This is a genomic window from Haloferula sp. (assembly GCF_049672945.1).
Taxonomy (GTDB): Bacteria; Verrucomicrobiota; Verrucomicrobiia; order Verrucomicrobiales; family Akkermansiaceae; genus Haloferula.
In genome coordinates, this window is record NZ_JBATWY010000058.1 from 23,388 (window position 1) to 47,985 (window position 24,598).

General features: G+C 59.2%; 21 protein-coding genes and 1 tRNA gene. 12 read left to right on the plus strand and 10 right to left on the minus strand.

Annotated elements, in window-relative coordinates; all coding sequences use genetic code 11:
• Window positions 1–280: 280 nt before the first annotated feature.
• The 3 genes from WBG04_RS05225 (at window position 281) to ald (ending at window position 3,945) form a co-directional block, all read left to right on the plus strand.
• A complete protein-coding gene (locus WBG04_RS05225; protein ID WP_424313322.1) occupies window positions 281–1,588 on the plus strand; it encodes a hypothetical protein in 1,308 nt (435 codons plus the stop codon).
• Window positions 1,589–1,857: 269 nt separating this feature from the next.
• Window positions 1,858–2,757, plus strand: a complete 900-nt coding sequence (locus tag WBG04_RS05230) for an endonuclease/exonuclease/phosphatase family protein (protein ID WP_424313323.1) — start codon at window positions 1,858–1,860, stop codon at window positions 2,755–2,757.
• A 72-nt stretch (window positions 2,758–2,829) separates the two neighbouring features.
• A complete protein-coding gene (gene ald / locus WBG04_RS05235) occupies window positions 2,830–3,945 on the plus strand; it encodes an alanine dehydrogenase (RefSeq protein WP_424313324.1) in 1,116 nt (371 codons plus the stop codon).
• Here the strand turns inward: ald and WBG04_RS05240 are convergent.
• On the minus strand, window positions 3,942–5,975 hold the full coding sequence (locus WBG04_RS05240; RefSeq protein ID WP_424313325.1) for a hypothetical protein: 2,034 nt from the start codon (window positions 5,973–5,975) through the stop codon (window positions 3,942–3,944). The genes ald and WBG04_RS05240 overlap by 4 nt on opposite strands.
• Before the next feature lie 179 nt (window positions 5,976–6,154).
• Between WBG04_RS05240 and WBG04_RS05245 the strand changes: the two genes are divergently transcribed.
• The 6 genes from WBG04_RS05245 to WBG04_RS05270 all read left to right on the plus strand — a co-directional run bounded on the left by WBG04_RS05245 (window position 6,155) and on the right by WBG04_RS05270 (window position 13,447).
• Window positions 6,155–7,486, plus strand: coding sequence for an aspartate aminotransferase family protein (locus WBG04_RS05245; protein ID WP_424313326.1), 1,332 nt, complete (start codon window positions 6,155–6,157; stop codon window positions 7,484–7,486).
• A gap of 16 nt (window positions 7,487–7,502) precedes the next feature.
• Entirely contained in the window at window positions 7,503–8,735 is a 1,233-nt protein-coding gene (locus WBG04_RS05250; RefSeq protein WP_424313327.1) for a hydantoinase/carbamoylase family amidase, read from the plus strand.
• Window positions 8,736–8,799: 64 nt separating this feature from the next.
• Window positions 8,800–10,014, plus strand: coding sequence for a urate hydroxylase PuuD (locus tag WBG04_RS05255; RefSeq protein ID WP_424313328.1), 1,215 nt, complete (start codon window positions 8,800–8,802; stop codon window positions 10,012–10,014).
• 12 nt (window positions 10,015–10,026) lie between these two features.
• The gene (gene prpB / locus WBG04_RS05260; RefSeq protein ID WP_424313329.1) at window positions 10,027–10,896 is read left to right on the plus strand and encodes a methylisocitrate lyase; all 870 of its coding nucleotides are present in this window, start codon (window positions 10,027–10,029) and stop codon (window positions 10,894–10,896) included.
• Window positions 10,893–12,011 carry a bifunctional 2-methylcitrate synthase/citrate synthase gene (gene prpC, locus WBG04_RS05265; protein ID WP_424313330.1) on the plus strand — a complete coding sequence of 373 codons (1,119 nt, stop codon included), beginning with the start codon at window positions 10,893–10,895 and terminating at the stop codon, window positions 12,009–12,011. The genes prpB and prpC overlap by 4 nt, the downstream gene beginning before the upstream one ends.
• Window positions 12,012–12,013: 2 nt before the next feature.
• Window positions 12,014–13,447, plus strand: a complete 1,434-nt coding sequence (locus WBG04_RS05270) for a bifunctional 2-methylcitrate dehydratase/aconitate hydratase (protein ID WP_424313331.1) — start codon at window positions 12,014–12,016, stop codon at window positions 13,445–13,447.
• Between the two features lie 81 nt (window positions 13,448–13,528).
• Here WBG04_RS05270 and WBG04_RS05275 read toward each other — a convergent pair whose 3' ends face one another.
• The 4 genes from WBG04_RS05275 to preA all read right to left on the minus strand — a co-directional run bounded on the left by WBG04_RS05275 (window position 13,529) and on the right by preA (window position 18,629).
• The gene (locus WBG04_RS05275; RefSeq protein ID WP_424313332.1) at window positions 13,529–14,290 is read right to left on the minus strand and encodes a suppressor of fused domain protein; all 762 of its coding nucleotides are present in this window, start codon (window positions 14,288–14,290) and stop codon (window positions 13,529–13,531) included.
• Window positions 14,291–14,433: 143 nt separating this feature from the next.
• Window positions 14,434–15,870: a dihydropyrimidinase gene (gene hydA, locus WBG04_RS05280; RefSeq protein ID WP_424313333.1), complete on the minus strand. Its 1,437-nt coding sequence runs from the start codon at window positions 15,868–15,870 to the stop codon at window positions 14,434–14,436.
• A gap of 143 nt (window positions 15,871–16,013) precedes the next feature.
• Window positions 16,014–17,498 carry a CoA-acylating methylmalonate-semialdehyde dehydrogenase gene (locus WBG04_RS05285; RefSeq protein WP_424313334.1) on the minus strand — a complete coding sequence of 495 codons (1,485 nt, stop codon included), beginning with the start codon at window positions 17,496–17,498 and terminating at the stop codon, window positions 16,014–16,016.
• A 6-nt stretch (window positions 17,499–17,504) separates the two neighbouring features.
• The gene (gene preA / locus WBG04_RS05290; RefSeq protein ID WP_424313335.1) at window positions 17,505–18,629 is read right to left on the minus strand and encodes an NAD-dependent dihydropyrimidine dehydrogenase subunit PreA; all 1,125 of its coding nucleotides are present in this window, start codon (window positions 18,627–18,629) and stop codon (window positions 17,505–17,507) included.
• Between the two features lie 97 nt (window positions 18,630–18,726).
• Between preA and WBG04_RS05295 the strand changes: the two genes are divergently transcribed.
• Entirely contained in the window at window positions 18,727–20,133 is a 1,407-nt protein-coding gene (locus WBG04_RS05295) for a uracil-xanthine permease family protein (protein ID WP_424313336.1), read from the plus strand.
• Between the two features lie 2 nt (window positions 20,134–20,135).
• On the opposite strand, the gene WBG04_RS05300 is transcribed toward WBG04_RS05295, so the two are convergent.
• Window positions 20,136–20,942, minus strand: coding sequence for an XdhC family protein (locus WBG04_RS05300; RefSeq protein ID WP_424313337.1), 807 nt, complete (start codon window positions 20,940–20,942; stop codon window positions 20,136–20,138).
• 15 nt (window positions 20,943–20,957) lie between these two features.
• On the opposite strand from WBG04_RS05300, the gene uraD reads away from it, so the two are divergent.
• A complete protein-coding gene (uraD, locus tag WBG04_RS05305) occupies window positions 20,958–21,467 on the plus strand; it encodes a 2-oxo-4-hydroxy-4-carboxy-5-ureidoimidazoline decarboxylase (RefSeq protein ID WP_424313338.1) in 510 nt (169 codons plus the stop codon).
• Window positions 21,468–21,511: 44 nt separating this feature from the next.
• On the opposite strand, the gene WBG04_RS05310 is transcribed toward uraD, so the two are convergent.
• Window positions 21,512–21,586: transfer RNA gene (locus tag WBG04_RS05310), tRNA-Gly, on the minus strand.
• Window positions 21,587–21,730: 144 nt separating this feature from the next.
• Between WBG04_RS05310 and trpC the strand changes: the two genes are divergently transcribed.
• Complete coding sequence (gene trpC, locus WBG04_RS05315) at window positions 21,731–22,528, plus strand: indole-3-glycerol phosphate synthase TrpC (protein ID WP_424313339.1); 798 nt, start codon at window positions 21,731–21,733, stop codon at window positions 22,526–22,528.
• A gap of 24 nt (window positions 22,529–22,552) precedes the next feature.
• On the opposite strand, the gene WBG04_RS05320 is transcribed toward trpC, so the two are convergent.
• Genes WBG04_RS05320 through WBG04_RS05330 form a run of 3 tightly spaced genes read right to left on the minus strand, consistent with a single transcriptional unit; the run spans window position 22,553 to window position 24,590 of the window.
• A complete protein-coding gene (locus WBG04_RS05320; protein ID WP_424313340.1) occupies window positions 22,553–22,771 on the minus strand; it encodes a hypothetical protein in 219 nt (72 codons plus the stop codon).
• Between the two features lie 5 nt (window positions 22,772–22,776).
• Window positions 22,777–24,162, minus strand: a complete 1,386-nt coding sequence (locus WBG04_RS05325; RefSeq protein ID WP_424313341.1) for a tetratricopeptide repeat protein — start codon at window positions 24,160–24,162, stop codon at window positions 22,777–22,779.
• A 56-nt stretch (window positions 24,163–24,218) separates the two neighbouring features.
• Window positions 24,219–24,590 (minus strand): four helix bundle protein, encoded by a 372-nt coding sequence (locus WBG04_RS05330; protein WP_424313342.1) that lies wholly within the window; start codon window positions 24,588–24,590, stop codon window positions 24,219–24,221.
• Window positions 24,591–24,598: the final 8 nt, after the last annotated feature.

The following is a 24,598-nucleotide window of genomic DNA, read 5'->3' on the forward strand; positions in this document are numbered from 1 at the left end:
GTTAGCCGTGCTTGACGGCCTTATTGCTTGGCTCCTACGCCAACGGTTCCTCGATCAGAATCGTTGAGGTAAAGCGTTTCTCCCAGCAAAGCGCCGGATCGAAGCCGCCGATTTGGACTCTTGTCGGAGCGGGTTGGTCAAATGAATCGTTTAAGGCGTCACTGCCCGCCAACACCTCAACGGTCTCCATTGATCCGACTTTGATCAAGATGCGGAAACCGCCTCCTTGACTGTCGCTAGCTGACTGGCAGCATGGCGCCTAAGTCAAAAACCCGGTCAAATGAACGCACAGCATCTTCTATTCTCCTTCGCCATCGGTGTCGGCTCGCTGGTCCTCCTTGGTTGCGAAGACGAGAAAAAGCAGGCCGAAATTGACGAACTCACCGAACAGCTGGAGCTCACCACTCAGGATCTCAATTCGAGGAAGGAGCGGCTCCAGTCCCAGCAGGAAGAAACGGACGAGCTCGCCATTGAGAACAGCGAACTGAAGAGCGAACTCCGCAGTCTTAAGAGACGTGCCGAATCTGCGGAAAGCGAGCTCGAACGCCTCAAAGCCCGCGAGTTTGCCGCAAAAAATGTCAAAGAGCGGGAACCGACCAGCAGAGAAAAGCTCGAAGCCGCCAAGAAAACCGCCGCAGAGCAGCTCACCTCGGTAGTGACGATCAGCGGCGACCAAACCAGCGGATCCGGAACTTTGGTAGCTGCCGATGACAAAGTCTGGATCTACTTCCCCGCCAGCTTCGTCGGCGGCAATTCACGCTTTGAAATCGTGACTTCCGAGGGCGTCAAGCTGGATAAATTCGGCACCTTCGAAGTGGCCGCCGATGTCGACCTTGCCCGACTTGAAGTCAAGAACGAGGTTGAGGGTGCGCTGAGCAAGATGGGGCCGAGCGAATTGGAGTCCGGCTTGTCCGTGCTGGGGATCGGAGAGTCTGACACCATCGTTGAGAGTCGTGTCGCCGGAATAACAGCTGAGAAGCTGAGTAACGGTTCGCGCTTCAACCAATCCGCCCTCGGCACTCCGATTTTCACCGCAGAGTCCGCGGAGCTCCTAGGTATCGTGATCGCCGCCGGAAACGCCGAGCCATCCCTCTGGCCGCAACGTGTCAACAGCTACGAGACGCATGAGGCATGTCGGCTCGATCGTGCGATCAAGTGGACACCCATCCAGATCACCGACTTCATGGAGGAGGCGAAGACACTGGCCACCGCAGACCGCTTTACCCGCCTCGTCTTCGCCTTCGCCGCCACGCGGCCATCGAGCACCGGGATTGATACGAATGCTCAGGCGGGGCCATCCGTAGCAGTAAGTGAGATCTTGGAGCAAAACAAGCAGTTGGCGGCAGTACGCTCACTCTTTGAGGTCAACGAGTGGCTGAAGGAACGAGGTGAGCGCGCTGCCAAAGCCGATCTCAACCGTCGCATCTCGGGAGTCTACGATGACCTCCTCAGGACCTCGACGCGTCGCACCGCCAAACTGGCCGCGACAAGATTTTCGCCCTATCATGCGAAGGCTGCCACTCAGTCCCTTGAATGGCGTGAGGAATCCGAAAAGAAGCTTTCCGGAGTCGCCAAGTCCTTCGAGTAGTCGAGGTCGGACCTTGTCCGCCGCTTCAAGTGGAATAGACGGCGCACGAAGCTATGCAGAGCCACTCCATTGGCTCACGTTCCTGAGGTCACCAGAGAGTGGGAATGGTCCTGAACAGCCTGAGGCGGCCCGAGACACTATCACTTGACACCATCACCGGCCGAGTTCCTCTAATTCCAAAGCTGCGTTTCCGGAAAAAGGCACTATGATCGTCGACGAACGATCACGTTCTTCTCGCAAATATTGCCCCACTTAACGCCCTCTCCACCATGATCCGTTCAACCTTTCTCGCGGCTACCGCACTTGCTCATGTTTTCTTTCTTCCACCAAGCCTCCAAGCAGAGCCACTCAAGGCCACCTGTTGGAATATCGAGTGGTTCCCAGGAGGCTACCCCAATGCCTCCAAGAGGGACCAGACCAAGCAATTGAAAGGGGCATCGACCGTCCTCCAGAAACTCGCTCCCGACATCCTCCTCGCTCAGGAAGTTACCGACGAGAGGGCATTTGAGAAGCTCGCTACGGCAGTTCCCGAAATGAAGGTTCACGTCTTCAGCCAGTTCCTTGAGTCGGATGGCAAGACCGTCGGTCCTCAGCAATGCGCCATCGCTTCCACGCTCAAGGCCAACTCCGCCTGGTTCGAGGCCTTCGCCCCGACCGCCGACCTTCCCAATCTCCGACGCGGCTTCGCTTTCGCCGCCCTCGAGCATCCCGACGGCGGCCTGATGATGTTCTACTGCGTCCACCTCAAGAGCAACCGCGGCAGCGATACTCCTGAGGGCGCTCAGGATGTCGCCGATACCCGTGCCGAGTCGGTCCGCCAGATCATCGATCACAAAGCCGAGATGGAAAAAAAGTTCGCCGATCAGAAAATCATCGGCTGGGTCATCGCCGGAGATTTCAACACCAATCATGACGGCCAGTTCCCGGTATGCACGGTGGTCGCGGATTTTGAAAAAGCCGGCTTCCACAACACCTGGGGCAACACACCGAAAAAAGATCGCGCCACTTGGCGGAGTGATCCCGACCCGAATGATCGACGCTTCGAACCCACCACCTTTGACTACTTCATGACGACCGGTTTCAAGAAGGCGGATGCCGTCATGGTGCCCGACGTTCCGCGTGAGCTTTCTGATCACAATCCGATCATGCTGATGCTCTCACCCGAGTAAGCGGCAACGATACTCGTGGGACGAATCTCAATTCTCGTCGCCTATCCTCCACTTCGGGATTAGGATGATCCGATGACAATCGGCGTCCCGAAGGAGATCAAGGTTCAGGAGCATCGCGTCAGCGTGATTCCTTCAGCAGCGGGCGAGCTCGTCCGGCGAGGCCATCGCGTGGTCGTCGAGACCGGTGCCGGCGAGGGCTCCAGCTATCCCGACGCCCTCTACGAAGCGGCTGGTGCCGAGCTTCTTCCCGATGCCGGAGCCGTCTTTGGAGAGGCCGCTTTGATCATCAAGGTCAAGGAGCCCCAGCCTGAGGAAATTGCGCGTCTGGGACCACAACACACTCTCTTCACTTACCTTCACCTCGCGGCTTCGAAGACACTGACCGAGTCGCTCATGACATCCGGCTGCACCGCCCTCGCCTACGAAACGCTCGAAATCAATCGCCGTCTCCCGCTTCTCGAACCGATGAGCGAGATCGCCGGACGCATGTCCTCCATTGTCGGCTCCTACCACCTCGCCAGACACCGCGGCGGGCGAGGCATCCTGCTCGGCGGAGTTCCCGGCGTGGCCCCAGGCCGCGTCATGGTGATCGGTGGCGGCAGCGCCGGCATCAATGCCGCGCGGGTCGCGGCAGGTATCGGTGCGGATGTCACCATCCTTGAAGTCGACATCGAACGCATGCGCTTTCTCGACATCACGATGGAAGGCGCGCACACCCTCTATTCCACCGAGGCGAACATCGCCGACCAGCTGCCTCGCGTCGATCTGATCATCGGGGCCGTCCTCGTTCCTGGAGCTGCCGCTCCGAAACTCATCACCCGCGAGATGCTGCGCCAGATGCAGCCGGGAGCCGTCTTCGTCGACATCGCCATCGATCAGGGTGGTTGCGCCGAGACAAGCCGCCCCACCACGCACGACGATCCCACTTTCTTCGAAGAGAACATCCTTCACTACTGCGTCGCCAACATGCCCGGCGCCTATGCGCGAACCGCCACCCAGGCGCTCAACAACGCCACCCACAAATGGATCACCATGCTCGCTGAGAACGGACTCGCCGCTTCCTGCAAAAGCCAACCGGAACTCATCTCTGCGATCAACATCCTCAACGGCAAGCTGACCAGTGTTCCCGTCGGCGCCGCACACGATCTACCTACCGCCGATCCTCTGGCCATGTTGGATAACGACTAAACCACCCAGCCCTGATACCGCCCGGGTGCAAGCTTCTGAACGGCCGCCATCGGATCCGTCGCTTCACGGATCATGTCGAAGGTAAACGGCATCAGCAACTCCGTCGCGAACTCCATCGGCTCCGGATCGGTCACCAGTTGATGCAGGAGGGCCGCGGCCACCGGATACCACTTCGCCGCCTCACCCTTCCACGCCACCTGAATCCTCTTGTTCGCGGCATCTTCCCCAGCACGGATGAACGCGATCTCCTGCCGTAGAATCTTCTCAAAGGATTCATGCGTGACCCGCCCATGCGCCACCTCAGCCCACAACTCCCAGCGCGAGCGCTCAGTGGTCGCCAGATCATCCATGATTCGGACAAAAACGCTCTCACCCTGGCCATTCGTCATCGTCGCCGGCAGCGCGACGCAGCCATTTCCGCACAACCAATCACAAACATACTGCAGCGCCTGAAACACGTTATATCGCACCTCCTCCGGATCATCGTTCGCAATGACATCCGAGACCTCGACACTGGCCGCCAACACACTGCGCAGGTAGCCCGGATCCTGCGGATCCAAACCCGCGGCATCTTCGGAAAAAACAAAATCTAACAGTGGTCCATGCTCGGCCTCATTCGGCACCAGCGCCTTGACCAGTTCGGTCACGACTTCCGGACCGCGACGCCAGGCTTCGACCATCGCCAGACCGGTCCGCACGAAGGCCGGATGCGCCACCCAGAAGCCATTGAGACCGCGCTTGAGCTGCGTCGTCACATCGCGCACATAGCCGACCATGCTGACTTCATACGACTTCTCGTTCCCCTCTTCAAAGAGCACCCCGTACATCCCGCCGATCCGGATCGCCCCCAGCGGCTCCAGTGCCCGCACTAGAATCCGATGCGACTCGCGAATGTGGTTGATCACGATATTCGGATCGGCCTTCACCGGAATCCGGTAGCGCGGATCGTGTTTGAACAAACGCGCGGCAGAGGCAAGGAAGTCATGCCATCCCAGACTCCCCCCGAGGAAATGCGGATGCAGCACCGCTGCGATCTCACGGATACGGAAAATCGCCCGCGGGTTCTCGAACACGATGAACAGCTTGATCGTTCCCAGCTCATAGCCGGGTTCCACCGCCTGAATCATCCGCTCGGCACGCTCAATCAAGTTCCGCAAGTAGCCAGCTTCCTCTTCGTTTTCCAGCTTCGGCACGTAGAATACCAAGGCCTCCTTCCGCGCCCGATTGTGCCACAGATGTGTCGCGAAATCATAAAGATGCAAGGGCAAGGGATTTCCATTCAGCAAGTGACTCCCATCCGGCAGAGCCAATCCGGGAATCCGCTTGATCGGTTTTGAAAGTCCCTCTTCATCCAACTCATAGGTCTTTCCCCGCTGCTGATCCTCAAAACGGATTGTCCCGTCAAAGCAAGCCATCAGGTTCTGACAGGCATCGAGGAAACTCGCCATGATCGGCGTCTTGGAATCCTCGTTGTCCGCACCCCAGCGCGGCACCTGACCCGCCGCCTCGACCAACTCCCTCACGATCGCCGGTTCGTCCGGACTGATCCGATTCAGCGCGTTCATCGCATTGATCGACATCTTCGCGGTATCCGGCGGACCAAACAAGGTCACCTGATCCCCGACGAGAAACTCCGGGATCTCCACCGGGGCCGCGGCTTCGGTTTGCTCCAAAGGTCCGACCACCACCCGCCCCGACTGGTCCTTCTCGCCAAGCACTGTCCGGTAGTGCGGCGAGGTGTAGTCGAGCTCTTCATTCTCCTTCACACAGGACAAGGTGACGCGATCCATGAACTCCCGATCACGCACCCGGCTCTCGAGCACATCCGCCAGCCTGCCTTTGACTTGGTCATACAAGTCACAGGCAAACTTCAGCGCCTCATCCGTCTCGACGTCCGGATAATGTTCCCGCAAACCGGCCGACACCCGCAGACCCTCGACCCCTGCGACGGCCTCCGCATCCGCCCACAGCATTTCCAAAAGCGACTCCGGCAGGTAGGCCGAGTAGGCGGGGATGTCTAACGGTTTCATGAAATCAGATCGTTGAACGTTTTCCGGAACCTAGGGCACCCGCACAGGAATGGAACCCGTCAGGCAAAAAACATTCCGTTTGGCACTCATCCCGCACTGTGCCCTGTTGAAATTATCTCGAATTCCTCGACCAATCTGCAAGCCTGACCGCTGCCGAACCACTCACCCGCCCTGCCCTCATGCCCATCGAACTCCCACCCTGTGATCACACGCCGTCCCCCTACTCCGGCCCTTCGAAAGCGGAATTACTGGAGCGTCGCAAGGCCGTCCTCAATCAAGGCATCTTCCTGCTCTACAAGGAGCCCTTCATGCCGGTCGAGGGCCACATGCAGTATCTCTGGGACGAGACCGGACGACGCTACCTCGACTGCTTTGGCGGCATCTGCACCGTCAGCGTCGGCCACTGCCACCCTGAAGTCACCGCCGCCCTCAGCGCTCAGGCCCAGCTCATCCAGCACGCCCCCACCTGCTACCTCCACCCCACCGTCGTCGAGTACGCGGAGAAACTCGCGGCCACCTTTCCCGACCCGCTCAATCGCGTCTACTTCGTCAATTCCGGGTCCGAAGCCAACGATCTCGCGATCCTCATGGCCCGCCTCCACACCGGTCACCACGAGATCCTTTCACTACGCAACTGCTACCACGGAGGAAATGCCGTCGGCATGGCACTCACCAGTCATCACACCTGGAAATACGCCGTGCCACCGATGCCCGGCTTCCAGCACCTGAAAGCACCCCACCCGGTCTGGGGGCCGATCCCCTACGATGCCCCCGATGCCGGCAAGCAGTATGCCGAAGAAGTCGCGGATCTGATCAAGTTCGGTACCAGCGGAAAGGTCGCCGCCTACATCGCCGAACCCATTCAAGGCGTCGGCGGAGCTGTTCCCTACCCCGCCGACTACCTCACCCATGCCTACGCCCACGTCCGCGAGGCCGGTGGCGTTTGCATCGCCGATGAAGTCCAGACCGGCTTCGGCCGCACTGGAACAAACTTCTGGGGTTTCCAGAACTACGAGGTCATCCCCGACATCGTCGTCATGGCCAAGTCCATCGGCAACGGCTTCCCCCTCGCCGCCGTCGTCACCACCGACGAGATCGCTTCCCACATGACCGGGCGGATCCACTTCAATACCTTTGGCGGCGACCCGCTCGCCATGGCCCAGGGCATGGCCACCCTCGACATCATGCTCCGCGACAACACCATGGCGCTCAGCAAAACAATCGGCGACCAGCTCATTGCCGGCCTCACTTTGCTGAAGGACAAGTATCCGGTCATCGCCGACGTCCGTGGCAGCGGTCTCATCCTCGGCGTTGAATTCGTCCAAGACGGCCAGCCTGCCAGCGCCTTCACCGCCGACTTCTTCGAGCGCTGCAAGGACCACGGTCTGATCGTCGGCAAGGGCGGCCTGCACGGCTCGGTCATCCGCCTCAAACCCCCCATGTGCCTCACCCCCGCCGACGCCGACTTCCTCATCGAAGTCTTTTCCGAAGTTCTTTCCGAACTTTCTTAACTCCCAATCCCAAGCCATGAATCCGCAGACCACCATCGACGAACTCAAAGACCTTCGTGAACTGACTGGCGACGAAAATGGCGCCCAGCGCGTGGCCTTTACCCCGATCTGGAGGACCGCTCGGAAGTGGCTGCAGGACAAACTCGAAGCCATTCCAGGATGCGAAGTCCACCGCGATGCCGCCGGCAATCTTTGGGGAACCCTGGCCGGAAAAAAGGACCGTGCCCTCGTCATTGGAGGTCATATCGATTCCGTGCCCAACGGAGGTTGGCTCGACGGCTGCCTCAACACCCTGTCCGGAGTCGCCATCCTCCGCCGCATTGCCGAGGAATATCCTGACGGCCCGCCGGTCACCGTAAGAGTCGTCGATTGGGCCGATGAAGAAGGCGCTCGTTTTGGAAAAAGCTTGTTCGGTTCGTCGGCCTGTTCCGGAAATCTCGACCTCGAGGAAGCGCGCGGACTCACCGACAAGGATGGCATTTCACTTCCAGATGCTCTGAAAAATGAGGGCATCGATTTGGACCAGGCGAAAAGCTGCGGCAAGGAACTTGCCAATGCCGCGGCCTATCAGGAATTGCACATCGAACAGGGCCCTGTCCTTCTCGATCTCGACCTGCCGCTCGGCGCAGTCCTGGGAACATTCGGAGTGGAGCGACACGCCATTCATTTTCACGGTCAGGCCGCGCACTCGGGAAGCACTCCCATGAATCGGAGAAAGGATGCCTTTTTAGCGGCGGCAAAAATGTCGCCTGAGATTTATGCCATCACCGATCGCGAAGGCGGCGTGTGTACGATTGGCTCCTGCAAGACCAAGCCCGGAATCGTGACCAGTGTCGTCGAGGATTGTGAGATCACCCTCGATCAGCGGCACCTCGATCGCGACGCACTCGCTCGCATGCTCAGTCAAGCCATGGAGGCCAGCGAACGTTTTGCAGCCGAGGCGGATGCAAGCGTCGAATGGAGCCGAATCTGGCATATCGAACCGATTCTTTTTGATTCCGAACTGATAGATCTCTGCGATGAGGCAATCACGGAAACAGTCGGAACGAGTCATCGTCTACCCTCCGGTCCCTTGCATGATGCTGCCGAAGCCGCGGCGGCAGGAGTGCCCACCATTATGATGTTTGTGCAAAGCCTCCATGGCATCAGTCACAATAAAATCGAGGACACCAAAGAGGAACACATTGCTCAATCCGTGGTCGCCTTCGACAAACTCGCCACGAAAATCATGGCGTGGATTGAGAAGTAGGCGACCGGAGCCGTATGCACTGATAGACCTAGCCGTCACCATGAGGTTCTCTTAGTCTCGAAACATGATCGAGTTCATCGATATCACCTTCCGCATGATCCACGTCGTGGCGGGAATCATGTGGATTGGCAACTCTCTCCTTTTCACCTGGTTCGAGCTCAACCTCCGCAAGAACCCCGAAGACGGAGAGACCTCGCTCGGTTCGATGAACATGCTCCACGGCGGCGGCATCTTCTTCCTCCAGAAAAGAATCATCAACCCCGAGGAACTCCCGCAGCGCCTGCACATCTTCAAGTGGCAATCCTACACCACTTGGATCAGTGGATTCATCCTGCTCGTCTCGCTCTTCTACACCCGCGGCGGCACCCTGCTCCTTGATCCCTCCAAGACGGATCTCCCGGCCTACATGGGTGCCGTCATCAGTCTGGGCTCCATCATCGGCGGCTGGATCTTCTACGATCTGATATGGCGCAGCCCACTGAAAAACAAGGAGTGGCTCGGACTCCTGATCTGCTTCGCCGCACTCATCGGCTACAGCTTCTGGCTCAACACGGTCTTCAACGGCCGCGCCGTCTACCTGCAGATGGGCGCCATGCTCGGCACCATGATGAGCGCCAATGTCTTCTTCCACATCATGACCAATCAGGCCAAGATGATGGCCGCGCTCCTCGAGGGAAAACCCCACGACCTGAACCTCGGCAAGCAGGCGAAGATCCGTTCCACCCACAACCACTACATCACCTTTCCAGTCATCTTCCTGATGCTCAGCGCCCACTTCCCGGCCACCTACGGAAGCGCTTGGAACATCCCCATCGCCGCAGTGATCATCATCACGCTGGCCATCATCAAGCACCTGATGAACTGCTACCACTCGCTCCGCCGCTGGAAGGAACTCCTCGCCCTGACCTTCCTGTTAGGCTCCGGCATCGTCTACCTCCTCATCTCCGGCGCGAAGGCGAACAGCGCCGCAACCGCCGCGCCGCTCAGCCCACAAGCAGAGGCCGGCGCCAACGTCTTCACCACCATGGGCTGCCAGGCCTGCCACCTCCCCCAGGACGGTGCCATCGCCCCCACCCTCTACGGTCTCGTCGGTCGCGAAAGGGAGTTCGTCGATGGGTCGAAGCTTACCGCCGACGAAAGCTACATCCGCGAATCGATTGCGAATTCCACCGCCAAGGTCGTCAAAGGATACGCCCCGGCCATGCCTCCCTACGCCAACGTTCTAACCGACGAACAACTGGATGAGCTGATCGCCTACATCCAGTCACTCAGCCCCTAACCCCTCATTGATGTGACCCCCGGCCAATTGTTCCGCAAAGCGCTCCACTCCGAGCGCCCCCTGCAGCTGCCCGGCGTCATCAATGCCTACGCCGCGATCCTCGCCAAAGACGCTGGATTTCAAGCGCTCTATCTCTCCGGTGCGGGCGTCGCCAATGCCTCCTACGGCCTCCCCGACCTCGGCAAAACCACTCTCGACCACGTCCTCGAAGACGTCCGACGCATCACTTCCGCCTGCGATCTTCCCCTCCTCGTCGATGCCGATACCGGCTGGGACGATCCCGGGAAATCCATCGCCGCCATCGAGCAAGCCGGTGCCGCCGGATGCCACCTCGAAGACCAGACCGAAGCCAAACGCTGCGGCCATCGACCCAACAAACAGGTCGTCACCACCGAAGTCATGTGCGACCGCCTTAAGGCCGCCGTCGACGCACGCTGCGATGAAAGCTTCGTCATCATGGCTCGCACCGACGCCGTCGCCCCCGAAGGCCTGCCATCCGCCATCGACCGCTGCCAAGCCTACCTCGACGCCGGCGCCGACATGATTTTCTGCGAAGCACTCGGCTCTCTCGACGACTACCGCACGGTCACCGCCGCTCTCGATACTCCGGTCCTCGCCAACATCACCGAATTTGGAAAGACCCCGCTCTTCACCCTCGAAGAACTCGAGAACGCCGGCATCGCCATTGCGCTCTACCCACTCAGCGCCTTTCGTGCGATGAGCAAGGCCGCGATGGAAGTCTACACCAAGCTCCGCAGCCACGGCACCCAGCAAGCGTCCATCGATCAAATGCAAACCCGCGACGAGCTTTACCAGCACCTCCGCTATCACGAACACGAAGCTGATCAGGACAGCACTCACAAAAACAACCCATCATCATGAGCAACTCGAACACCAGGGGACTCGCCGGCGTCGTCGCCGGCACCACCCACATCTGCACCGTCGGCAAGCAAGGCACCGGCCTCACCTACTTCGGCTACGGCATCAACGACCTCTGCGATCACTGCACCTTCGACGAAGTCGCCTACCTCCTCCTCCACGCCGAACTCCCCAATGCCGACCAACTCGCCGAATTCAAATCCCATCTCCATGCAGCTCGCGAGCTCCCCGAAGATCTGAAAACCACGCTCGCCGCCATTCCCGCCGACACCCACCCGATGGATGTCCTGCGTACCGGCTGCTCGATGCTCGGCTGCCTCGAACCTGAATCTAACAGCAATCCCGGACGCGCCGTCGGCCTGCGCCTGCTCGCCGCCTTTCCCAGCATCCTCTGCTACTGGTACCACATCTCCCACCACGGCAAAGCCATCCACCTCGATACCGGCGAAGACTCGCTTGCCGCCCACTTCCTCCATCTGCTCAAACAACAGTCACCCGACCCGCTCGAAACCAAGGTCCTCGACACCTCGCTGATCCTCTACGCCGAGCATGAGTTCAACGCCTCCACCTTCACCGCCCGCGTCGTGACCTCGACCCTCAGCGATGTCTACTCGGCGATCTGTGCCGCCATCGGCGCTCTCCGCGGTCCCCTGCACGGCGGAGCCAACGAAGCCGCCATGGAACTGATCGAAAAATTCTCCTCACCCGACGAAGCCGAGGCCGGCATCATGGAAATGCTCGCCAAGAAGTCCCTCATCATGGGCTTTGGCCACCGCGTCTACACCGAGTCCGATCCCCGCTCGGAGGTCATTCAGGCGCTTGCGAAAGACCTGGCGACGAAGACCGGCGATACCGTCGTCTACCCCGTCTCCGAACGGATCCACGCCGTCATGAAACGTGAAAAGAACCTCTTCCCCAACGCCGACTTCTACAGCGCCTCGGCCTACCACTTCTGCGGCATTCCGACGCCCATGTTCACTCCCATCTTCGTCCTCTCCCGCGTCACCGGCTGGCTCGCCCATATCTACGAACAGCGCGAGGACAACCGCCTCATTCGCCCAACCGCCGACTACATCGGACCCGACACCCGATCGGTCGCACCCCTCAACGAACGCTGATCATGTCCGCACCTCCCTCGAACATCCGCCCGGATCCCGACCCACTTTTCTGCGAAATCGCCGACTATATTCTCGAGACACCCATCACCAGCAGTGAAGCCCTCGAAACCGCACACCACTGCTTGTTGGACAGTCTCGGTTGCGCCTTTCAAGCTCTCACTTTCCCCGCCTGTGTCCACCGTCTAGGCCCGGTCGTCCCCGGTGCCACCATGAGCCAGGGAGCCCGCGTCCCCGGCACCCGCTTCGAACTCGATCCGGTCCGCGCCGCCTTCAACCTCGGCACGATGATCCGCTGGCTGGATTTCAATGACACCTGGCTCGCCGCGGAATGGGGCCACCCCTCCGACAACCTCGGCGGCATCCTCATGCTCGCCGACTTCCTCAATCGACAGGGCACGCATCAGTTTACTGTTAGAGACATCCTCATTGCAGCCATCAAGGCACACGAGATCCAAGGCGTCCTCGCGCTCGAAAACAGCTTCAACCGCGTCGGGCTCGATCACGTCCTGCTCGTCCGCATCGCCACCACCGCCGTCACCGCCGGCATGCTTGGCGCCAACCGCGATCAGATCATCAACGCCCTCTCCAATGCCTGGATCGACGGCGGCGCCCTGCGCACCTACCGCCATTCACCGAATACCGGCCCCCGCAAATCCTGGGCCGCCGGCGACGCCACCAGCCGCGGCGTCTGGCATGCCCTGATGGCAGTCCAAGGTGAACCCGGCTACCCCTCCGCCATCACCGCCAAAGGCTGGGGCTTCGGCGACGTCCTCTTCGAAGGCAAACCCATCACCCTCTCCCAACCACTGGGCAGCTACGTCATGGAAAAGATCCTCTTCAAGATCTCCTTCCCCGCCGAATTCCACGCCCAAACCGCCGTCGAGGCTGCGGTGACACTCCATCCGGAAATCATCAACCGTCTCGACGGCATCGCCCGCATCCACCTCGACACCCACGAAAGCGCCGTGCGCATCATCGACAAGTCCGGCCCCCTCCACAACCCGGCTGATCGCGATCATTGCCTCCAGTACATGGTCGCCATCGGCTTGCTGAAAGGCGACCTCCTCGCCGAAGACTACGAAGACCAGGTCGCCGCCGATCCCCGCATCGATCAACTTCGCGGACTCATGGAAGTCACCGAGAATCCCGATTACACCCGCGCCTACCTCAACCCCGACGAACGCTCCATCGCCAACGCCATTCAGATTCATTTCAAAGACGGCACCTGCACCGAGCGCATCGAAGTCCTCTACCCCATCGGCCACCAACGCCGCCGCAAGGACGGCATCCCGCTGCTCATGGGGAAATTCGAAACCAACCTTCTCCGCATCTTCCCCGAAGCCCGCGCCAAGGAAATCTACGCAACCTGCGAAAGCCAAGAAAACCTCGCCAAGCTCCCTGTCGACTCGTTCATCAACTCATTCGTCGACTTGTAGGAGCTCCCCATGCCAATGGAGCAAACGACACGCCCGGATAGGGACGGTCGGTAACGATTGGACACAGTCGATTGTGGAACGTCATTTCCGTCCAAACAACCGACCCAGCAATCCAAGCGGCTTTCGCACCGGCGGAGGCTGAATACTTCGGAGAATGAAAGGCGCCCGATTCTCCGTATCGAAGAGCCAAGTCTCGAGGGTCTCGCGCCAAGACTCAAAGAGTGCCTCAGGACCCCGCGCCGTTAATACGGAAAAGTCGTTGTCCGAGATTCGAATCATCCCGAGCAGATGAACTTTCTGTCCCTTCAGAGGGAGAAACGCCAGGTCATTGAGCAGAAATGGAGGAATGAGAAGGACTCGCTTACCCCAGTAGGGATGATACTCCTGCGGGAGTTCAATCACATGGTAATAATTGATCCCCGTTTGCTGAAGAAATGGATAAAGGGAAGCATACCTCATCACCATTGAGATCGATCCAGGGGAATTGATGTCGTGGTCGTAATCCCCTCTCGCCGTGCAGGCGACCAACTCTACCCGAATTGACGAGCCGTCTCTCAGAATGGTGGGGAAGTCCGACATCCCGCTTGTCACATAGCAGGTAAATGGTCTGTCTACCGTGGCAGGATATCGATGAAGGTCGATATGAGGGAGTCCTAGTGCCGGGTGATAAGTGAAGTCTGGCTCACCAAGGACGCTCCCGACCGCCGTCAACCTCTCTTCGTCGTAGTCGACCGGAACGGTCGGATGAATCGGTCCACCCGCGTCGTAATAGGTCGGGTGCCCTCTTTTTGCAGGGACACCGGTTCCGTCTTCAATGTGCGACAACAGTTCGGCTTCGGTCATAATCTTGATACCCAATTTTGCATTCTACCGATCAATGGTGGACTAGGGAATCTAGAGGAAGGAACCCCCTGAACTTCATCGATCACATCCACCTGCCGCCGGCAGCTCATGGTAACGAAGAATTCACCGTTTGATTTCCCTACCTAAAAATGCGTCGGCTTGCGCTTTAGATATTCCCCGCGACCCAGCGTCCCGACAAACTCCCCATCGCGCACCGCGACTTCCCCGCGCACCGTGACGAGGCTTGGCCGTCCTTCGATCGCCACCCCTTCGAAGCCGGAGTAGTCCGTGTTCATTGTCTGCGTCTCGACCGAAATCGTCCCGCGATAGTCCGGATCATAAACGACCAGGACCGCATCGCTTCCCACCGCGATCTCTCCCTTGCGCGGATACAGACCGAAGATCTTGGCGGCTTCCGTACTGCCGACCTTGACCAAGGTTTGCAAGTCGATCTTCCCGGTCTTCACCCCCTCGGTGTAGAGCAGATTGATACGATCTTCGATGCTCGGGATCCCGTTCGGAATGAGAGTGAAGTTGGCAGCTTCTCCGCGCGGTGAGAAATCCGCATTCACCGCTTTGTCCGCATCCGGGTGACCCATGTGCTTCTGCGTTGCGAAGTCGAAGGGCGCGTGATCCGTCCCCACCGTACTGATGATTCCATCAGCTAGTCCCTGCCAAAGAATCGGCTGATGCTCCTTGTCGCGGATCGGCGGGCTCATCACCCACTTGGCACCTTCAAAGTCCGGTCGCTCGGCGTAGCTGCTGTCGAGAACAAGGTAGGGAATCACGGTTTCAATCCACGCATTCACTCCTCGTGCTTTCGCCTCGCTGATCGCCTGCACCGCCTCCGCGCAACTGGTGTGCACCACATAGACATGCGCGCCGGTGAGTTCCGCAAAGCTCATGAGGTGGTGGCAGCCCTCGGCCTCGACCTGCACCGGTCGTGAAGGCTCGTGCCACTCCGGACCCACCTTTCCTTCGGCCACCAGCTTCGCCTGCAGGGCGGAAACCAGATCCGCATTCTCACAGTGCGCCGTGACAATGACCCCGAGTTCCTTCGCCGTCTTGAGGGTTTGGTAGAGTTCGTTGTCATCGATCCCGAAGGCCCCTTTGTAGGCGAGGAAGACCTTGAAGGAAGCGACCCCCTCCTCTTCCACCGCCTTCTTCAGCTTCGCCGGAGTTTCCTCGTCGAACTTCGTCACCCCGAGGTGAAAGGTGAAATCGCACGCCGACAAGCCTTCCGCCTTGCCACGCCAAAGCGCCAGCGCCTCCAAGGGATCATCCTGCCGCGACGGACAACACATCTCGATCAAGGTCGTCGTCCCCCCAATCAAAGCCGCTTTGCTCGCTGATTCATAGTCGTCCTTCGAGAAGGTCCCCATGAACGGCAAATAGATGTGCACATGGGGATCGATGAATCCTGGAAACACATACCTTCCCGTTGCATCCACGACTTCCGCATCAGCAGGCGCCTCAAGGTTCTCGCCAATCGCCGCGATGGTTTCCCCTTCACAAAGCACGTCCCCGACAAAGCTCCGCTCCGCGGTTACGATCATTCCATTTCGAATCAATAAGCTCATCAAGTTACTAAATAGAAAAACAGAACCAGGATGAATAAAAAACACTCAAACCACCACACTCTTCATCTGCGTACATCTGAGTTAATCTGCGGTTGGATTTCCCTCACCTTGTCCATCCCTTCCATCCTGATCCCCATGCCTTTTCAGTCCTTCACCCAGATATCCCCTTCTCCAAAACTAAACCAACGCGTGGTCGTGGTCTTCTGCTTGGTGTAGAACTGGACGCCCTCGCGTCCCTGCATGTGCAGGTCGCCATAGAAACTCTGATTCCATCCGGTGAAGGGAAAATAGGCAAGCGGCGCAGGCACCCCGACATTGACCCCGACCATCCCAGCCGAAACCCGGTGACGGAACTCACGTGCCGCCTTGCCGGAGGTCGTGAAAATACAGGCGCCGTTTCCAAACGACTGCTTGTTCGCGGCCGCGATCGCTTCATCAAGCGTCTTGGCGCGCATCACACTCAGCACCGGACCGAAAATCTCGGTCGTGGCGATGTCGTTTCCGTAGTCGACCTCGTCAATCACGGTCGGCCCGACATAGAAACCATCGGGCGCATCCGCCACCTTGGCATTGCGGCCGTCAGCGATCACTTTTCCACCCTTCGATTCACCTAGTGAAATCAATTCATTCACCCGATCGCGGTGCGCACCGGTGATAACCGCTCCCATGTCCGGTTGGTCCACTCCGTCGGTAGGACCGACCTTCATGCCTTTGATGATATCAACCAGCCCTGGCAAAATCCGATTGCCCGCTTCACCGACCGCGACAGCCACCGATCCCGCCATGCAACGTTCACCAGCACAACCAAAGGCACTGTCACGCAGCGCGGCCGCTGTCGGCTCCGGATCAGCATCAGGCATGATCACGAGAAAGTTCTTCGCGCCTCCCGCCGACTGCACCCGCTTTCCATGCAGGCAGCCCTTCTTGTAAATCGCCTCGGCCACCGGCGTCGAACCGACGAACGAAATCGCTTCGATTCCCGGATGTTCCAACAGCGCATCCACCGCCTCTCGGCCACCGTGCACAATCGAGAAGACGCCATCGGGCAGGCCGGCCTTCTTCAGCAACTCAGCGACCCGCTGCATCGTCATCGGCACCTTTTCCGAAGGCTTGAGGATGAAACAATTGCCACAGGCCAAGGCGAGCGGCCACATCCACATCGGCACCAGCGCCGGGAAGTTGAACGGACAAATCCCTGCCACCACGCCGAGCGGCACCCGATCGGTGTGACAGTCGATGCCTCTCGCGATGTTTTCCAAACTCTCGCCCATCAGCAAGGTCGGTGCGCCGCAGGCATACTCGACCATTTCGAGTCCGCGACGCAGGTCGCCACGCGCTTCAATGAGCGTCTTGCCATGCTCGCGTGAAATGCCTTTCGCCAATTCATCGAACTCGTCTTCCAACAAAGCCTTGAGTCGATACATCACCTGCGCCCGCTCGTTCGGCGGCGTCTCGCGCCAGTCGGGAAAGGCTTTCTGAGCGGCCTGCACCGCGGCATCCACATCGGCGGCGGAAGACATCGGCACCTCGGCGATCTGATCCCCGCGCGAGGGATTCATAACCGGGGATTTTTCAGAAGCGGACGAGGTGGACCATTGTCCACCAATCAGGTTTGGAAGTGTTTCCATAGTGGGTTAATTGCGTGCCAGATCGTCCGACTGCTTCACAAAATCATCGCCGTCCCACTCGGCATCGGAAACGACCTTCCCTTCTTTCGCGGCCTTCTCCTTTGCCTTGCGCTCCGTCTGCATGCGGACCAACTCGGCGTGGGTGGTGAAGTAGTCAAGGCTGTGCCCTTTGAAATCATCAAGCGTTTCAAAACCCTTCTTCTCCATGAATCCGAGCAACTGCTCGCACATCGTCTGCACATGACCGTATCCGAACTTCATCACGCCGGTGCAGACCTGCACCGTGTCGCCACCCAGCAAAATGAACTGCGCCGCATCTTCACCGGTTTCAATCCCACCGATGGCGGAAAGCGAGCGCCCGGGGAAGTCCTTGCGGATCAGCTGGGCGATCTCCATCACCATGCGAAGCGCGATCGGCTTAACCGCCTTGCTCGAGTAACCACCGGGCGTGGTGTAGCCTTCCACAGTCGGCTCGGGTCTCAAGGTTTCGAGATCAACACCCATCACCGAGCGAATCGTATTGATCGCACTCACCCCTTCGCAACCGGCGGCAAGCGCCGCACGGGTCGGGTCTTCAATATGCGTCACGTTCGGCGTCATCTTCGCCCAAACGGGAATCTTCGAGACCTCGTTCACCCATCCGCACACCTCCCTCAAAATATCGGGATCCTGGCCCATGGCCGCCCCCATCTTGCGCTCCGGTAGACCATGCGGGCATGAAAAGTTGAGCTCGAAAGCATCGACTCCCGCGTCCTGGCAACGCTCGGTAATTTCGCACCACGCGTCCTTGTTGTATTCCTCCATGACGGAGGCGATCAGAATGCCATCGGGATACTCGTCCTTGATCTCTTTGAACTCATCGAGCCACTTGTCGAAGCTCCGGTCGCTGATCAGTTCGATGTTTTCCCAACCAATGACCTCCTTACCGTCGGCCGACTTCAATTTGGCATAGCGCGGCCCCACATTGACGACCTTGGAGGCATCGAGGCTGACGGTCTTGGCAATCACTCCGCCCCAGCCATCCTTGAAGGCCCGTTTGATCACCTTCATATTCGTTCCCGGAGGTCCCGAACCGATCACAAAGGGGTTCTGATATACGAGGCCATCTACGGTAGTTTTAAGAGTCGGCATAATCTGTGCAGTGGGGTTGAATCGCCCGTTCCGGAGAGGAGCGCGAAGCGATACCCATAGCACAATCCAAGCCCACCTGAACAGTTTTCTCATTCCGATGGCTAAACAACCCCACGACATGATCTACGGGATCGAAGACAAACCGCCGCTCAAGGAGGCCATCCCGCTGGGCTTCCAGCAGTACCTCACGATGTTCGGGTCCACCGTCGCGATCCCTTTCATCCTCGCCGACGCCCTCGGGGCCTCCCCCACCCAGACGGCCCAGCTGATCGGAACGATCTTCTTCGTCTCCGGCATCGCCACCCTTCTGCAATCGACTTTCGGCAACCGGCTCCCCGTCGTTCAGGGTGGCACCTTTTCCTTCCTCGCTCCCACCATTGCCATCTGTGGCATGGCGGGCATCAGCGATGCGGGCTTCGAGGTCAAAATGCAGCATGTCCAAGGCGCGATCATCGCCGGATCCCTCGTCGAAATGCTCGTCGGATTTACCGGGGCCGTCGGCAAACTTCTGCGACTCGTCTCACCCGTCGTCATCGCCCCAACCATCGCCTTGATCGGCCTCGCGCTCTTTCAATTCGGTGCCACCAAAGCCGGTGCCGGTGCCAACTGGCCGATCGGCGGACTAACCATCGTCCTCATCATCCTCTTCAGTCAATACCTTCGCAAGAGGCACCGCGTCTTCGCCATGTATCCGGTCCTGCTCGGCATTGTCGGCGCGTGGGTCACCTGCATGATCCTCTCCGCCACCGGCGTCTTTGCTCCCGGCCATGCCGCCTACACCGATTTCGAGAAAGTCACGGCCGCACCGATCCTTCAGGTTCCCCTCCCGTTCCAATGGGGCATGCCTCAATTTGCCACCGCGGCCGTCGTCGGTATTCTCGCCGGCTACCTCGCCTCAATCATCGAATCCGTCGGTGACTACTACGCCTGCGCCCGACTCTCGGGAGCCCCCATCCCCACCGCCAAGGTCGTCAACCGCGGCATCGGCTTCGAGGGCATCGGCTGCTTCATCGCCGGGATCTTCGGTTCAGGAAATGGCACCACCACCTACTCGGAAAACATCGGCGCGATCGGGCTCACGCGTGTCGGTTCACGACGTGTCATCCAATGTGGTGCTTGCATCATGATCGGACTCGCCGTACTCGGAAAATTCGGTGCTCTTTTCTCCACCATCCCGCAACCCATCGTCGGCGGCATGTACTGCGTCATGTTCGGCATGATCGCCTCCGTTGGTCTCAGCAATCTGCAGTTCGTCGACCTCAACTCGGCGCGCAACCTGTTCGTCATCGGCTTCTCGCTCTTCATGGGACTCTCCGTTCCCGAATATTTCAAATCCCTCGAAGCCCCGCTTCTCACCGGATCCGGGAAATGGCTCGGTGACATCCTGACTTCGATCGGATCGTCCGGCATGTCCGTCGGCGCAATCATCGCGCTCTTCCTCGACAACACCATCCCCGGCACCGACGAGGAACGCGGCCTTACCGCTTGGAAAAAATCCGCCTGAAATCACCCGCGGCGCTGCAACAACTGCGCCGCAATACTGATCGCGATTTCTTCCGGATCATTGCCACCAATCGGGAGTCCCAGCGGACAGACAAGACGATCTAACAGCTCCACCTCGATTCCATCCTCCATCAACTCGCGCGTCAGCACCGCCCGCTTGGAAGCACTTCCAATCACCCCGAGATACGGAATATCGGGAAAACGTCGCAACACCTCCCGCAGCACCGGCCGATCCGCCGCATGCCCCTTGGTGATCGAGAGCACGAAGCTCGTCGGCTTCACCCACTGCAGGCCATCGACAAAGGCCGCCACTTCGTGTCGCCTCACATTCCCCGCCACCGGCAAACGCGCCAACCACTCGGCCCTTTCATCGACCACCTCGACCACGCAGCGCAATCCCGCCAGCACCCGGACCAAGGCCTGCGAAACATGCCCGGCCCCAAAGACCACCACGTGCCAGCCCACTTCCGCCGGCGCATGCTCAAACAAAAAACCCATCTCTCCCCCACAGGTCATGCCCACATCCCGCTGCAAATTCCACAGCACCGAAATCACCCGTTCATCTCCACCGAGCATCTCCTGCGCCTGAGCCACCGCCCGCGCCTCCACTTTTCCACCGCCCAGATTTCCCCCGACCAGGCCCTCCGCCGTCACCAGCGCCTTCGCCCCCAGCACCCCCGGCACGCTTCCACGTGCCTGCGTGATCGTCACCAGCACGAACGCCACACCTGCCGCACGCAGCTTCACGACCTGCTCCCAAACACCGTCCATCACGTCCTCCTTGGTTGCCCCCCGGGAAATCTCATCCATGATCCCTACCTGCACATGACCCCGCTTTCCAAGCTCAATGACTTTTCCCGCCACGACTTCGTCAACCTGCTCGGCGGCATCTACGAGCACTCCCCGTGGATCGCCGAAGCCGCTCACTCACACGCCCCCTTCGAAAGCATCGACACCCTCCTCGCCACCCTCCGTGAAACGGTCGACACCGCACCCACCGACAAACAGCTCGCCCTGATCCGCGCCCACCCCGACCTCGGTGGCAAACTCGCCCGCGCCGGTGCCCTCACCGCCGAGTCCACCCGCGAACAAGCCGGCCTCGGTCTTGATCGACTCAGCGATGACGAATTCGAACAGCTCACGGATCTCAACACCCGCTACCGCGAGCGCTTCGGTTTCCCCTTCATCATCTGCGCACGCCTCACCACGAAAGATGGCGTCATCAAGTCCTTCACCTCCCGCCTCAACAACACCGCCACCCAGGAGGTCACCGAAGCCCTCCAGCAAATCCACCACATCGCCCGCCTCCGGCTCGAGGACCTCGTTTCAGGGTGAACAAAAAAGGGCCCAGAATTTCTTCCGGGCCCTCTCTCTAAAATTGGAGCGGGTGATGAGATTCGAACTCACGACATCGACCTTGGCAAGGTCGCGCTCTACCACTGAGCTACACCCGCGTCGCGAAACGCGTGGGCGGTTTCTACACCTGCCCACACCGCGGACAAGCCAAAATTCATAAAAAAACCTCAATCGGGTCTAATACCCAAATTCCCCAGTTTCCAATTCCCAATCCCCGCATTCCCCCCTCAAATCCCTGTCCGATGTCCGACAAGCTCGCCGAAATCATCGCCACCAAGCACCAGGAAGTGGAAGCCCTGCTCCCACGTGCCGGTCATCTGCGTGCCGCCGCCCTCCAGCGCAACGAATTCCGTGGATTCCGTGCGGCTCTCGACCGCGGACCCGACCAACTCGGCGTGATCGCTGAAATCAAGAAGGCCTCGCCCTCCGCCGGGATCATCGACCCCAATTTCGATCCCATCCGCCAGGCCAAACGCTATCTCGATGGCGGTGCCTCCTGCCTCTCGATCCTGACAGACGAGCCCTACTTCAAGGGCTCGCTCAGCTACCTCACCAAGATTGCGGAATTCTCAGAAGCGCCGCTGCTGCGAAAAGACTTCACCATTCACCCGCTCCAGATCCACGAAGCCGTCATTTCCGGTGCCGATGCGATTCTGCTGATTGTCGCCGCCCTCGACGACGATCTCCTCAAGCGGCTCTATCAGGAAGCCAGGGACTTCCAGCTCGACGTCCTCGTCGAAGTTCACGACCTGCCGGAAATGGAGCGAGCCCTCGAATTGGAGGCGGACCTGATCGGCATCAACAACCGCAACCTCAAGACCTTCACCACCGATCTCGGAACCACCGAACGACTCGCCGACGAAGTCCCGGATTCCGTTCTCCTTGTTTCCGAATCGGGACTCAAGACCCTCGACGACGCTCAACAGGTCCTCGACGCCGGCGCCAATGCCGTCCTCATCGGCGAGACCTTCATGCGCGCCCACAATCCCTCAGAAGAGATCCAAGCTTACCTGCAACTTCGCACCAGCGAAGGAACATGATCCGTCGCGCAAGGCGCTGCTGAGCTAGCCGACCAGCTCCAGCAGGCTCTTGATCTTTCCGCGGACCATCCCGCTCATCCCGTCGGTCTTGTTTTCCAAGGCTTGGAGGCAGGTGTTGAGTTCCTCTCTTGCCTGCTTCCGATCCGACTCGACGAGAGTCTCCCGCTCACTCCAGCGGGAAATAATCTCCAAGACTTCCGAAAAGGAGGGCAGTCCAGAGGTGTATTTAAGAATCTCGGCCATCCATACTATTTACCAGCCTTGAGTAGATTCGTCAAGCCATCTCGATAGGCCTCGAGTTCTCCCCCTGGCCGGATCTCGATCGCTCGCTCCACCGCCTTCAAAGCCGCCTCATAGCGCCGCTGGTCCACCTTGAGCCGGGCCAGCTCCACCCAGGCATCTGCGGCCGTTTCTCCCACCGCACTGGCCTGCTCGAATAGCAACTCGGCCTTGCCTGGGTTGCCAGCGCTCAATTCATACCGACCCAGAGCCATCAGCGCCTGTCCATCCGTCGGGTCCTCATTGATCAGCATTTCAAGCTCCGCCGCACCCTCCTCCGGTGCCTTCTGCGACTCGATCTTCAGCCGCGCCCCGGCAAGTCTCAACCCGCGTGGCAGCTCCCCTTCAACCGGCGCCGCCTTCTCCACCAGCACCTCGGCCAACTCCCATTCTCCATTCATCATCGCCGTGGCGGTCACCGAAATCACTCGCCCAAGCTCCGGTTTTTTCTCAAGGGCAAAGGCCTCATCCACCACGGCCCCGGCATCCGCCACCCGTTGCCCGCGCAGATGAAGGTCCGCCAGCAACAGCAGACTCTCCGCATCCAAGCGACCCAGACGGCGCGGCAACTCGAGCGCCTTCACCGCTTCTTCCTGTCTGCCCAGCTCGATCAAAATCGATGCCTGCAAGCTCGCATACGCTGCCTCTTCCGGCCGCTGCCGAATCACCTCATCCAGCATCGCCACCGCCTCATCCCGGGCATTCAGATTCTGCAAACACTGCGCGACCCCGGCCTTCCACTCCGCCGTATCCGGTTGGCTGAGTTGTGCCATCCGGTAGGCCTGCAAGGCGCTCGCCCACTCTCCACGCTGCAAGCGACAGTACCCTAACAGCCCGTAGGTCGCGCCATCGGCATCTCCCAAACGCATCGCCTCGATCAAATGCTCCAAGGCCTCCTCGAGTTCCCCGTCTCGCGCCTGCGCCATTGCCAGATTCCGGTGGGCACGGCGAAAGGAAGGATAAATCTTGAGCGCTTCTTCATAGGCCTTGATCGCTTCTTCCAATTCCCCGTCTTCAAACTGAAGATTCCCGAGATTGAACTTCAGCGCCGCCGACTTCGATGTCAGCGCACTGCCCTTGACCTTCGCAAGCGCCGACTTCCGATCGCCCTTGGCCATCAGTTCCTGCACCTCGACCAGCAAGCCCCGCTCCTCCGTCGAGACACTCGGTTCAATCCGCGCCTCGATCCGATAACTCCCATTGAAGCTCTTCTGGAACGACGGATCCTTCCAATAAGAAGCCGAGAGCGGAAGCGGGTCGGCCGCTTTCGAAGAGGAATATCCAACAACCAGCAAGGAACATCCAATGATCAAGTATTTGAAGAGCACGCGATTGGCCCGTCGAGACTGTCTCATATCAATCGCTGAGCTCTGATGATTCCTTGCTGGATATTGGATATTCATTCCCCTCATTACCGTTGGTCATTCTTTCTCGCCGTCTCCGCACTAGTAAACAAAATCGCAATCAGCTCATCCGTCTCCTTCAACAATGGCTCAATCTTCCCGTAAGGAGTAATCCACTCTGCCTTGCGGACGACCTTAAGCCAAACAAGAGACTCCCGCATTTCCTTCAGGGCGATCTTGATCTTATGTATGAAATCCTTTCGTGACTCAGCACTCTGAGCTTCGCCGTAGTTTGGTGCGGCAGATGTCCCACTCCTGAGCAACTGGCCGGAGACATGTCGTCCTGCACGCGTATCTGGAAGAGCCTCAGAAACACTAATGATCCTCACAGAATACTCGATCAACCGATCCTCCAAATCGTAGTCTCTATTGTCTTTCATTGAGCTTT